This window comes from Bacillus sp. M6-12, from assembly GCF_002860285.1.
Taxonomy (GTDB): Bacteria; Bacillota; Bacilli; order Bacillales; family DSM-1321; genus Peribacillus.
The window spans coordinates 65976-78580 of sequence record NZ_PGVF01000013.1 but is presented as its reverse complement, the minus strand read 5'-3'; the positions used below and the strand labels follow the sequence as shown (position 1 = coordinate 78580).

Below are 12605 nucleotides of genomic sequence, written 5' to 3'. Positions count from 1 at the left end.
AATTATTTAGAGTCTTGCTACATAGAGGGCAGCTTTTGCGAAAAAAGAAGAATAATGAAAAATGATCCAATTACTTAACATGGTTTGGTTCCGGAATATTGTGATCTAAGACCTTCACAGCCTTAGTACACTATACTTTTGGCAGGAAGCTTGACCGCTAAATAAGGATATTTGACCAAATTCAGGGTAAAGTAACCTTGAAGCAAAAAATTAGCTGATGGAATTAAACAATGCTATACTATTTTTAGCTATTTACCAACTCATTAGGAGGCATAATTTTATGGCAATTGTAAACGTTACTGACCAAACATTTTCTACTGAAACCAGCCAGGGTCTTGTTCTGGCAGACTTTTGGGCACCATGGTGCGGACCTTGTAAAATGATTGCTCCAGTTCTTGAAGAACTTGATTCAGAAATGGGCGATAAATTGAAAATCGTTAAACTTGATGTTGATGAAAATCAGGAGACAGCAGGAAAGTTCAGCGTTATGAGCATCCCTACTTTATTAGTATTCAAAAACGGTGAAGTAGTCGATAAAGTGGTTGGTTTCCAGCCTAAAGAAGCATTAGCTGAGCTATTATCAAAACACTCTTAATAGGCGTACCCGCTCAAATATCGAAAACCTTGCCAATGTGCAGGGTTTTCTTTTTTTCTAAATAAAAAATTTACTTTTTTAAAGTGTACACATGTCTAGCTCCAGCCCTCCAGCCCAGATGCACAGGACAAGGAACACTACGGCAGTGATTCATCGCACAAAACAAACCGACAGCTTTGTGAGGACGTGGCGGTTTAGTCGGCCTCGATTGTTGCGATCTTAGCCGTTCTTCCCTGATCAGGGCGCTTTTCGCATTTCTTTTGCTGGGCAGAATCTGTTAATTGATTATCCCGGCAAACCGCTATATGATGGAAGATAGCATATATGGCCCATGCAATGGCCTTTTTATAAAAAACTATTAGTCACTTTTAAACTACTTCAGAAAGGAGGACTAAAATGAATCAGCGAATTAAGGATAAGCTGGCGATTCTGCCTGATCAATCCGGCTGTTATTTAATGAAGGACCGACAGGGAACAATTATCTATGTCGGCAAGGCGAAGGTTTTGAAGAATCGGGTCAGATCCTATTTCACCGGCTCGCATGACGGAAAAACCTTAAGGCTCGTAAATGAAATCGAAGACTTCGAATACATTGTTACCTCATCGGATATCGAAGCGCTAATTCTTGAACTCAACTTAATCAAAAAACATGATCCAAAGTACAATGTCATGCTTAAAGATGATAAAACGTACCCATTTATTAAGCTAACATCGGAAAGGCATCCCAGGCTGATTACCACCCGGAAGGTAAAAAAGGACGGGGGAAAATACTTTGGACCCTATCCAAATGTAATTGCAGCGAATGAAACAAAAAAGCTGCTCGACCGGATTTATCCGCTGCGGAAATGCTCCACCCTTCCCGATCGGGTCTGTTTATATCACCACCTTGGACAATGCCTCGCGCCTTGTGTTTATAAGGTTTCCGATACTGAATATAAAACCATTGTAGAAGATATTACCCGTTTTCTTAATGGAGGATATAAGGATATAAAAAAAGAGCTGTCTGAAAAAATGCATGCTGCAGCAGAAGAGCTGGACTTTGAGCGGGCAAAGGAATACCGGGATAAAATTGCCCATATTGAAGTAACGATGGAAAAGCAAAAAATGATGAATACAGACTTTACAGACCGGGATGTATTTGGTTTTGCCTTTGATAAGGGATGGATGTGCGTCCAGGTATTTTTCGTCAGGCAGGGAAAGCTTATTGAGCGCGATGTATCCACCTTCCCGGTTTATGGTGAACCGGAGGAGGAACTGCTCACTTTTCTGGGGCAATTTTACTCACAGGTCAATCACTTCAAGCCAAAGGAAATTCTGCTTCCTGAGTCTATTGATGCAGGGCTGGCAGAAAAATTGCTGGAAGTTAGGGTTTTGCAGCCAAAGAGAGGACAGAAGAAGGATTTATTGAAGCTCGCCAGCAAAAATGCAGCGATCGCTCTCCAAGAGAAATTTTCCTTAATTGAACGCGATGAAGACCGGACAATAAAGGCTGTGGAAAGTCTTGGTCAGCAGCTAGGGATATACACTCCGCATAGAATAGAAGCTTTCGACAACTCGAACATCCAGGGAACGAATCCTGTTTCAGCAATGGTAGTTTTCATTGATGGAAAACCGGAAAAACGGGAATATCGAAAATATAATATTAAAACAGTAAAAGGTCCTGACGACTATGAATCCATGAGGGAAGTAGTTAGACGAAGGTACAGCAGAGTATTAAAGGAAGGTCTGCCTTTACCCGATTTAATTATTATTGATGGCGGAAAAGGTCATGTTGAAGGGGTTCGCGATATTTTGGAAAATGAGCTGGGACTCGATGTGCCCCTAGCCGGGCTGGTAAAGGATGAAAAGCACCGGACCTCACAATTAATGATTGGAAGCCCGCTTGAAATGGTTGAGCTTGACCGAAGAAGCCAGGAATTTTATCTGCTTCAGCGGATTCAGGATGAAGTTCACCGTTTTGCTATCACATTCCACCGTCAATTACGAGGAAAAAATGCCTTCCAATCCACGCTGGATGATATTCCAGGAGTTGGAGAAAAACGAAGGAAGATGTTATTAAAACACTTCGGATCCGTTAAGAAAATGAAAGAAGCTACCGTTGAGGAAATAATAGCAGCTGGTATGCCGGCAGCACTGGCGGATGAAATCGTTAGAAAATTACAGGAATAACATTGTCACTGTCGTATACCTATGCTATAATCGTTTTTAAATTCATACGTTTAAACTTTACCATATTAAAGTGGTGATAGAGGTGCGAGATTCAATAGTACAGGCTTGGAGAAGTATGAGCTTCAACGAAAAGCCTGGAAAGGGGAAATCGCCGAAGTGAGGCAGCCTCATAGCTTGCCTTGCTGGTCCGGTTTTAAATAAAAACCGGATTGTCAAGAATGTTCTTGGAGAGCTATCTCACTGTGTCTTGCGTATTTTTTGCGTACCTCACAGCAATGAGATAATATTCTCATTGCTTTTTTTGTTGAAACGAATGAAGAAAGGTTTGTTGGGAACCGATAGAGAGGGGATAGCAGCGTGGGCATAATTGTACAAAAGTTCGGAGGAACTTCAGTTGGCAGTGTTGAGAAAATCAGAAATGTAGCCGAGAGGGCTATAGAGGAAGTTCGGAATGGCAATCAAGTAGTTGTTGTGGTGTCGGCCATGGGGAAAACTACGGATCACTTGGTTTCAATGGCAAAGGAAATCTCCCCGTTTCCAAGCAAGAGAGAAATGGACATGCTTCTTACAACCGGAGAGCAAATAACGATTTCTTTGCTGGCGATGACTTTGAACGAGTTAGGCCAGGAAGCAGTTTCCTACACCGGCTGGCAGGCTGGAATAGAGACAGAGCCAGTACATTCAAATGCAAGAATAATGAATATTGAAACAGGAAAAATCCTTGATAGGCTTAAAAAGGGGAAAATTGTTGTTGTGGCAGGGTTCCAGGGCTGGACTGCGGACAGGGAAATAACAACGCTTGGCAGAGGCGGTTCTGATACAACAGCTGTAGCATTGGCAGCAGCATTAAAAGCGGAGAAATGTGATATTTATACGGATGTAACCGGAGTTTATACGACAGACCCGCGTTATGTTGAAGGAGCAAGAAAGCTGCTTTCCGTTTCCTATGATGAAATGCTGGAGCTTGCTAACTTAGGAGCGGGAGTTCTGCATCCAAGGGCTGTCGAGTTTGCCAAAAATTATAAAATTCCTTTGCAGGTCAGATCAAGCATGGAACGAGTTCCAGGTACAATTATTGAGGAGGAAGCAACAATGGAACAAAACTTGGTAGTTAGAGGCATTGCTTTTGAAGATGGAATTACCAGAATGACAGTTTGCGGGCTATCCGGAAAAATTGGTACGCTATCAACGATATTCACTACTCTGGCAAAACACCACATTAATGTAGATATAATCATCCAAAGCATGACTCAGGAGCAAAACAGCACCAGTCTTTCTTTTTCCATTAATAGTGAGGATGTACAAGAAACAGTTGAAGTCCTTAATACATATAAGGAGCAGCTTAATTTCACGCATGTTGAAACTGAAACAGATCTTGCAAAGGTTTCCATTGTAGGATCTGGAATGGTATCCAATCCGGGTGTAGCGGCAGAAATGTTCCAGGTACTGGCAGAAAATGAAATTCAAATCAAAATGGTAAGTACATCAGAAATTAAAGTATCAACTGTGGTTGCAGAAGCTCAGATGCTTAATGCGGTAAAGGCCCTTCATAAAGCCTTCAACCTGGAAGCAGTACAAGTATTGTAAAAACGGTCATGGGGGATGCCGTTTTGTACTAAACTGGACGAAACCTTTGAAAAAATGCTGCGGGTAATATGCCTTAACGGGTAAGAGACACCTTGTCGTACCTGACCCGGTGTCTCGATAATAACACAATCCATTGATCAATTGCTGTTACTCCATGTTATCTTTCGTATCACATTTAACAGTGAGGATGACCTTGCCGGCCCGTTTCTTCTTTTCTTCAACAGCTTCCGCGAGCATCTTTTTCTGAAGGGAAAGCTGTTCAGCCAGGAAACCTGCCTCTAATTGGAAATGACCATCCGGATACATGAAAAGCCGGCGAGCGATAATGTTGCCAGTAAGTTCAAACTCGTATGTATTCCTGCTTTGTTTAGCTAGTTGGAGGCTGCCCCAGCCGGCATTTTGAAAGAATGAAGCTACTTCTTCTGCACCGCTTAAAGGGAATTTCCGGGCCAGCTGTTTCCCGGCCCAATAAAGAATTTGCGGGGCATCCTTGCCGAGAATATCAGGCAGAAGCATGTCTCTGATCAATTCGTATCCAAACGAAGACATCAGATCTTCCGAATTCAAGTTGTCCTGTAAATTTGTCGAAGTATTTTTTTCCATGTTCATCTCCTCTTTCTATTTTTACATTATATACGCTTTTAGGCTGCAGCAGAATAAATTATTTCCTGGAATATATATTTATAAATAACTATTTTGGTATATTTATAACTGATATTCCGGCAGTAATGGAAAGGTTTTTATTAAGGTTAACAATATTTTAATATTTAAAATATTTCTATTTTACTAAAGAAATAATGTTGTATCCGTTTTCTTGACGCTAATAGATTGAGGGAGTAAAATGGACATGTCACATAATTGTTAGAAAATGACGAAAAATCATTTTCGGAGTATTGCAGCGGCAGGGGGAATTAATGCCATGCATTGCTTTTTTATTTATAAGGGGGGGTATTGTATGGCAAAAAATCGAGAGTTTGCCTATCGCAGGTTACATTCACTGCTGGGAGTAATCCCTGTAGGTGTGTTCCTCATTCAGCATTTGGTAGTTAATCACTTTGCAACAAAAGGGCCAGAATCATTCAATGATGCTGCACATTTTATGGAGGGGCTTCCTTTCCGGATTGTTTTAGAAACGGTAGTAATTTATTTGCCGCTTCTTTATCATGCGATTTATGGGATATACATAGCATTTACAGCGAAAAACAATGTTAGCAAATTTGGATTTTTTCGCAACTGGATGTTCATGCTTCAGCGTGTAACCGGAATTATAACTCTAGTATTTGTTGCCTGGCATGTTTGGGAAACTAGAGTTCAGGCTGCTTTTGGTTCTGAAGTTAACTTTCAAATGATGGAAAACATTCTTTCAAATCCTTTAATGGTTGCTTTTTATCTTATTGGTATCATTTCTGCTATTTTCCACTTTGCCAATGGCTTATGGTCTTTCGCAGTCAGCTGGGGACTAACGGTATCACCGCGTTCACAAAGGATTTCAACATATGTTACAATGGGCATCTTTATCGCTCTTTCTTTAGTAGGGATTCGTACTATTTTAGCATTCATATAATAATAGATAGATCTTTTCGTCAAAGCGTTCGAATGCTTTGATATTGATTAAGGGAGTGAGCAAGTTTGGGTAAAGGGAAAATTATCGTTGTCGGCGGCGGTCTGGCTGGACTTATGGCTACCATCAAGGCTGCTGAAGAAGGACAGCAAGTTGAGTTATTCTCACTGGTACCAGTGAAACGCTCCCACTCTGTTTGCGCGCAGGGCGGAATTAACGGTGCGGTTAATACAAAAGGTGAAGGAGATTCACCTTGGGAGCACTTTGATGATACAGTTTATGGCGGGGATTTCCTTGCTAATCAGCCGCCTGTAGAGGCAATGACAAAAGCGGCTCCGGCGATTATCCATATGCTTGACAGAATGGGTGTTATGTTTAACCGTACACCTGAAGGTTTGCTTGATTTCCGCCGTTTCGGAGGCACGCAGCACCACAGAACAGCTTTTGCCGGAGCAACAACCGGGCAGCAGCTGTTATATGCTCTTGATGAGCAGGTTCGCCGCTATGAAGTGGCAGGGCTTGTCACAAAATACGAGGGCTGGGAATTTCTAGGGGCAGTAATCGATGAATCTGGGGTTTGCCGCGGGATAACTGCGCAAAACCTTAAAGATATGAGAGTTCAAGCCTTCCCGGCCGATGCAGTCATTATGGCGACTGGCGGGCCTGGAATCATCTTTGGTAAATCTACAAATTCAATTATCAATACTGGATCTGCTGCTTCCATTGTATATCAGCAGGGCGTTTATTATGCGAATGGGGAGTTTATCCAGATTCACCCGACTGCTATTCCGGGGGATGACAAGCTTCGTCTGATGAGTGAATCTGCCCGTGGTGAAGGCGGCCGTGTATGGACATATAAAGACGGAAAACCATGGTACTTCCTTGAAGAAAAGTATCCTGCGTATGGAAACCTGGTTCCCCGTGATATTGCAACACGTGAAATCTTTGACGTGTGCGTTAACCAAAAGCTGGGCATCAATGGTGAAAACATGGTTTATCTGGATCTTTCACATAAAGATCCAAAAGAGCTGGATATTAAGCTTGGCGGAATCATCGAAATCTATGAAAAATTCATGGGAGATGATCCTCGCAAGGTTCCTATGAAAATATTCCCTGCTGTCCATTATTCAATGGGCGGACTATGGGTTGATTATGACCAGATGACTAATATTCCAGGCTTGTTTGCTGCCGGGGAATGTGATTATTCTCAGCACGGTGCAAACCGTCTTGGCGCAAACTCCCTGCTATCTGCAATTTATGGAGGAATGGTGGCTGGACCAAAGGCTGTCCATTATATCGAGGGCCTTGAAAAAGGTGCTGATTCCCTTGATTCTTCATTATTTGAAGGTTTCGTAAAGCAAGAAGAAGAAAAGTGGAATAATATTATGTCACTTAATGGCACGGAGAATGCCTATGTGCTTCATAAAGAGCTTGGCGAGTGGATGACTGATAATGTAACGGTTGTTCGTCACAATGACAAGCTATTAAAAACTGACCAAAAGATCCAGGAGCTTATCGAGCGCTGGAACAATATCAATATTAACGATACGGCTAAATGGAGCAATCAGGGTGCAGCATTTACCCGCCAGCTTCAAAATATGCTACAGCTTGCAAGGGTTATTACAATCGGAGCGTATAACCGTAATGAAAGCCGCGGTGCCCATTACAAGCCAGATTTCCCGGACCGCAATGATGAAGATTTCCTGAAAACAACAATGGCCAAGTTTACCGGCTTAACAAGTGCTCCTGAGTTCCATTATGAGGACGTGGATGTTTCCATGATCAAGCCTCGTAAACGCGACTACTCCAAGAAGAAGGGAGAAAATTAACAAATGGCCGAGAATAAAACAGTACGTTTTGTGATCACACGTCAAGATCAGCCAGATTCTGCCCCTTATACGGAAGAATTTGAAATCGCATATCGACCTAATATGAACGTAATTTCAGCACTTATGGAGCTGCGCCGAAATCCAGTGAATGCAACAGGAAAACAAACAACTCCGGTTGCCTGGGACATGAACTGTCTTGAAGAAGTTTGCGGTGCATGCTCTATGGTCATCAACGGCAAGCCTCGCCAATCCTGTACGGCGCTGGTGGATCAATTGGAACAGCCAATCCGGCTGGAGCCTATGCGCACCTTCCCGGTAGTCCGTGACCTTCAGGTAGATCGCAGCCGCATGTTTGACTCCCTGAAAAAGGTAAAGGCATGGATTCCTATTGATGGAACATATGATCTTGGACCTGGACCACGTATGCCTGAAAGAAAGCGCCAATGGGCGTACGAGCTTTCTAAATGTATGACATGCGGTGTTTGCCTGGAAGCATGCCCGAACGTTAACAGCAACTCTGATTTTATCGGTCCCCAGCCGCTTTCTCAGGTGCGTTTATTTAACGCTCACCCAACTGGTGAAATGAACAAGGCAGAACGCCTGAATGCTATCATGGGTGATGGAGGCCTGGCAAACTGCGGTAATTCGCAAAACTGTGTTATGTCTTGCCCGAAAGGGATTCCATTAACAACTTCTATCGCAGCATTAAACAGGGATACTACCCTGCAATCCTTCCGTAATTTCTTCGGAAGCGACCAGGTTTAATTAGATAGTTAAGTAATTAATCCTCTTGGCGAAGCTAGCATGAATAAAAGGGGGCCTTCAGCTATTATGAAGGCTCCTTTTTATTGGCTTTTTTAAAGCTCATTGTTGAATTTGCCGCTATTTTGATTGGAGCGGAAGGCGTGAGACTCCTCGAAAATGCTTTGCATTTCCTTCGTGCGGTGTTTTTTCAAGGAAGCCAATCCAATGTCCAAGCGGACAGCTCTGCCCTTTTACAGAAAAAGTATCTAATCAAGTAAAATCCTTTCATTCATTAAGCTAATCTATTAAAATATGAGTGAGTACTCATTCAATGGAAAGGGGTTCATCTGTTTTGAGCAAAATTACATATATACCTAATATCGAAGAGTGGGAGCAAACATTTAAATTCTATAATGAAGTGAAAGTGCGTTTTTCAGAAACAGATATGTTTGGACATTTAAACAATACCGTTCCATTTACTTATTTTGAAGAAGCTCGGATTGAGTTTTTTAAAAGTCTTGGTTTAATGCAGGACTGGGTGAGCAGCAATAATGAAACAATTCCTGTGGTGGCCGATCTCCAATGCGATTTTCTTAAGCAAGTATTTTTCGATGAAACTTTATTGGTATATGTTAAGGCCAACAATGTGGGCTCTTCCTCTGTAGATGTTCATTATATGGGTAAAAAGCAGGACGGAACTATCTGCTTTACCGGAAGAGGGACAATGGTACAAATTTCACGTTATACAGGTAAACCTGTAAAGTGGACGGACGAAGCAAAAGCACTCCTGCAGACTGAAGAAAACTGCAAAATTTAATTTCATAAATTTTCTATCCAAACTGTTGTAACGGACTCCTCCTAATGCAAGAAGTTTTTGTTTAAAACCAGTCACGACATTCCTGTCTTTCACATAAGATATGATGACTAAATAGATACCCATTCCGGGTTTACGCTGGTGAAGGCAAGGAGGGTTACAATACTTGAAGGAGAACGAATTCACTCATAAGCCATTACTCACCAAAAGAGAAAGAGAAGTATTTGAGTTATTAGTTCAAGACAAAACCACAAAAGAAATTGCAGGTGAATTGTTTATCAGCGAAAAAACCGTTCGGAATCACATTTCGAATGCTATGCAAAAGCTTGGAGTTAAAGGGCGATCACAAGCTGTAGTAGAGCTCCTTCGTATGGGCGAGCTTGAGCTTTAGTGTTTTTGTCGGTGTATTCTTGCCTCTGGCAGGGTGAAAAAAATAATCGTCGTATAGTTTTAAATTTTAGCAGTAAGATGGAACGGAGATGTAAGGCGTATTGTGTATTTCCACATGCGCTAAAAAACACTCCTGCCATCTTACTTTTTTTTGAACAAACTTTTAGAAATAATTGATAACTTTAATAAAGATCATTCGCCTTGAAATTTACTGTATTTTATTACACAATAAGAATAATGAGTCTGCTAAAGAAGGAATAGGGAGCTGTGGAGAGAATGAATGAAGTTCATCCAATAACTAGCAATAGCAAAGATGTTGCTGAGATAGAGAAAGAGTTACGCTACATTTCATCCATCATAAAGCAAAAGGGGCGGGAAATACTAAGCAATTATAAAATCACTCCACCTCAATTTATCGCGCTGCAATGGCTGTTTGAGGATGGAGACATGACAATTGGGGAGCTTTCCAATAAGATGTATTTAGCATTCAGCACAACTACCGACTTAGTGGACCGTATGGAAAAGAATGAATTATTAATGAGAGTTAAGGATGAAAATGACCGCCGTGTTGTCAGAATCCATTTACTGCAAGAAGGAAAGCGAATTATCGATGAAGTTATCAAAAAGCGCCAGGATTATTTAAATGCAGTATTGACTGATCATAATAACGAGGAAATAGCTTCTCTTAAGCGAAATTTAATTAAACTACACCAAGAAATGAGAGACGAATGAGTTGAAACAAGCAATTGGCATAATTGATTCAGGAGTAGGCGGGCTAACGGTTGCGAAAGAAATAATGCGACAGCTGCCAAACGAAAATATCCTGTATATGGGAGATACGGCAAGGTGCCCCTATGGGCCTCGGCCAATGGAAGAAGTAAAGCAATTTACATGGGAAATAACCCGTTACTTATTAAAATATGATATTAAAATGCTGATCATAGCATGCAATACTGCTACAGCAGCAGTGCTGGAGGAAATAAAGGAAGGGCTGCCAATTCCTGTTCTGGGTGTTATCCATCCTGGAGCAAGGGCTGCACTTAAGGCATCACGTACTCTCCGTGTAGGTGTCATTGGAACGGAGGGCACAGTGAAAAGCGAGGCTTATAAAAAAGCATTGCAATCTATCAATCAGCGGGTGTCTGTAGAAAGTCTTGCCTGCCCGAAATTTGTCCCGATTGTGGAAAGCGGTGAATTCCAGGGATCCATAGTGAAAAAAGTGGTGGCCGAAACACTTCGCCCCCTGAAGTCGAAAAATCTCGATACACTTATTCTGGGATGTACCCATTATCCGCTTTTAGGTCCAGTAATCAGCAATTATATGGGTCCCAGTACTAAGGTGATTTCTTCGGGTGAGGAAACGGCCAGGGAAGCCAGTGTGATCCTGCAGCACAATGGGCTGCTGAACACAAGCAGCGAACTACCCGAGTACCGTTTCTTTACAACAGGATCAAAGAAAATTTTCCGTAAAATTGCTTCTTCGTGGCTGGAGAGGCCAATTGAAGAAGTGATCACTGTCAAGCTGTTTGAACAGTTCTGAAACTGAATGAAGAAAACAACAATCCTCTGCCAAATGGCAGGGGATTTTTTTCATTAATAAAGAGATTTTAATTCCAGACCTGCGGATAACGAGAGCAGTGTGTTTTGTTTATAAATGGCTCCAGCACGTCGATTTTTTATATGGCATTTTTATTATTATATTTTTTGAAATCGGTCTAAAATACCTGAGGGCTCGTATAAATAGTAGTACAAACTGTCTTGGGAGGGATTTGTAATGTCCAAAGTGACAAAAGGAACGATAGCTACTACGATTCTTGCATCTTCTGTACTGTTGACTGGATGCGGTTTATTTGGAGGAGAAGAGGTCAAGAAAATAGATCCGCCAAAAGCTGTTTCTTATGTGGAGGATGCTGAATCACTGGATAAGAGTGAGGATAAAGGTAAAGCCGAGCAGACATCAAATAAGGAAGCTGCACAAGGGACTGTAAAAACGGAGCTTTATTTAATTGATAAAAACGGCTATGTTGTACCCCAGACAATGGCGCTGCCTAAGTTGGAAGGGGTAGCTAAACAAGCCTTGGAATATCTTGTTTCAAACGGCCCTGTTGAGGAAATGCTCCCAAATGGCTTCCGTGCAGTGCTTCCAGCTGGTACAGAGGTAAATGTAAATATTAAAAATGGAGAGGCAATTGCCGATTTTTCCAAAGAGTTTTCAGAGTATAAAGCAGAGGATGAAGAACGCATTCTGCAGGCCATTACTTGGACACTGACTCAATTCGATTCCGTGAAAAAGGTTAAGCTGAGAATAAATGGTCACGATGTAAATGAAATGCCTGTAAATGGCACTCCAGTGTCTGAAGGTGTTACAAGAGCACATGGTATAAATCTTGATGTTCAAAATGTTGCAGATATTACTAATACCAAAGCCCTGACTGTTTATTATATTGGCGGGGAAGAGGACAACTATTATTACGTGCCTGTTACACGCAGGGTCAGTGAAACAAAAAAGGATAATGTGGCAGCTGCCATTGATGAACTGGTCAAAGGTCCTTCTTACGCTTCTAGCCTGGAGAATTTATTTATGCCGGATGTTAAGCTTGTCGATACGCCAAAGGTAGCAGACGGTAAGGTTACATTAAATTTTAATGAATCTATTTCAGGCAGCTTTAAGGAAAAAAATAAGGTTTCCAGCCAAATGCTCGATGCTCTAGTACTGTCACTAACAGAACAACCAGGGATTGAAAGCGTTGAAATTAAGGTCAATGGGAAGGCAGAGCTGGTGAAAGAAGATGGAAAACCGCTTTCTGAACCTGTGATGCGTCCAGAAAAAGTCAACACTGGCAGTTTTTAAAAAAATATTTTTTGATATACTATATAGTATAAAGCGGGGGTTGGCGGAAGCCGCCTCTTCTTTGT

The 12605-nt window shown here is 41.7% G+C and carries 13 protein-coding genes and 1 riboswitch; of the genes, 12 read left to right on the top strand and 1 reads right to left on the bottom strand.

Translation table 11 applies throughout. The features are described from left to right. The first annotated feature begins 280 nt into the window (after window positions 1-280). The 3 genes from trxA (at window position 281) to CVD28_RS14805 (ending at window position 4351) form a co-directional block, all read left to right on the top strand. Complete coding sequence (gene trxA / locus CVD28_RS14815; protein WP_101593156.1) at window positions 281-595, top strand: thioredoxin; 315 nt, start codon at window positions 281-283, stop codon at window positions 593-595. Between the two features lie 396 nt (window positions 596-991). Continuing rightward, window positions 992-2764: an excinuclease ABC subunit UvrC gene (gene uvrC, locus CVD28_RS14810; RefSeq protein ID WP_101593155.1), complete on the top strand. Its 1773-nt coding sequence runs from the start codon at window positions 992-994 to the stop codon at window positions 2762-2764. Between the two features lie 69 nt (window positions 2765-2833). Continuing rightward, window positions 2834-3007, top strand: a riboswitch (Lysine riboswitch). 114 nt (window positions 3008-3121) lie between these two features. Then, window positions 3122-4351 (top strand): aspartate kinase, encoded by a 1230-nt coding sequence (locus CVD28_RS14805; RefSeq protein ID WP_101593154.1) that lies wholly within the window; start codon window positions 3122-3124, stop codon window positions 4349-4351. 147 nt (window positions 4352-4498) lie between these two features. Here the strand turns inward: CVD28_RS14805 and CVD28_RS14800 are convergent, their stop codons facing one another. Continuing rightward, entirely contained in the window at window positions 4499-4954 is a 456-nt protein-coding gene (locus CVD28_RS14800) for a YslB family protein (protein ID WP_101593153.1), read from the bottom strand. Between the two features lie 352 nt (window positions 4955-5306). Between CVD28_RS14800 and CVD28_RS14795 the strand changes: the two genes are divergently transcribed. From CVD28_RS14795 to CVD28_RS14760, 9 genes are all read left to right on the top strand, one after another. After that, on the top strand, window positions 5307-5915 hold the full coding sequence (locus CVD28_RS14795; protein WP_101593152.1) for a succinate dehydrogenase cytochrome b558 subunit: 609 nt from the start codon (window positions 5307-5309) through the stop codon (window positions 5913-5915). A gap of 65 nt (window positions 5916-5980) precedes the next feature. Further along, complete coding sequence (gene sdhA, locus CVD28_RS14790; RefSeq protein ID WP_101593151.1) at window positions 5981-7741, top strand: succinate dehydrogenase flavoprotein subunit; 1761 nt, start codon at window positions 5981-5983, stop codon at window positions 7739-7741. 3 nt (window positions 7742-7744) lie between these two features. After that, window positions 7745-8506: a succinate dehydrogenase iron-sulfur subunit gene (gene sdhB / locus CVD28_RS14785; RefSeq protein ID WP_101593150.1), complete on the top strand. Its 762-nt coding sequence runs from the start codon at window positions 7745-7747 to the stop codon at window positions 8504-8506. A gap of 83 nt (window positions 8507-8589) precedes the next feature. Further along, the gene (locus CVD28_RS28145; protein ID WP_180954177.1) at window positions 8590-8763 is read left to right on the top strand and encodes a hypothetical protein; all 174 of its coding nucleotides are present in this window, start codon (window positions 8590-8592) and stop codon (window positions 8761-8763) included. Window positions 8764-8837: 74 nt separating this feature from the next. Continuing rightward, window positions 8838-9302, top strand: coding sequence for an acyl-CoA thioesterase (locus CVD28_RS14780; RefSeq protein ID WP_101593149.1), 465 nt, complete (start codon window positions 8838-8840; stop codon window positions 9300-9302). Between the two features lie 163 nt (window positions 9303-9465). Beyond that, a complete protein-coding gene (gene gerE, locus CVD28_RS14775) occupies window positions 9466-9690 on the top strand; it encodes a spore germination transcription factor GerE (protein WP_101593148.1) in 225 nt (74 codons plus the stop codon). Window positions 9691-9965: 275 nt separating this feature from the next. After that, entirely contained in the window at window positions 9966-10421 is a 456-nt protein-coding gene (locus CVD28_RS14770; RefSeq protein ID WP_101593147.1) for a MarR family winged helix-turn-helix transcriptional regulator, read from the top strand. Between the two features lies 1 nt (window position 10422). Further along, the gene (gene racE, locus CVD28_RS14765) at window positions 10423-11229 is read left to right on the top strand and encodes a glutamate racemase (RefSeq protein WP_101593146.1); all 807 of its coding nucleotides are present in this window, start codon (window positions 10423-10425) and stop codon (window positions 11227-11229) included. A 234-nt stretch (window positions 11230-11463) separates the two neighbouring features. Next, window positions 11464-12540: a GerMN domain-containing protein gene (locus tag CVD28_RS14760; protein WP_101593145.1), complete on the top strand. Its 1077-nt coding sequence runs from the start codon at window positions 11464-11466 to the stop codon at window positions 12538-12540. Window positions 12541-12605: the final 65 nt, after the last annotated feature.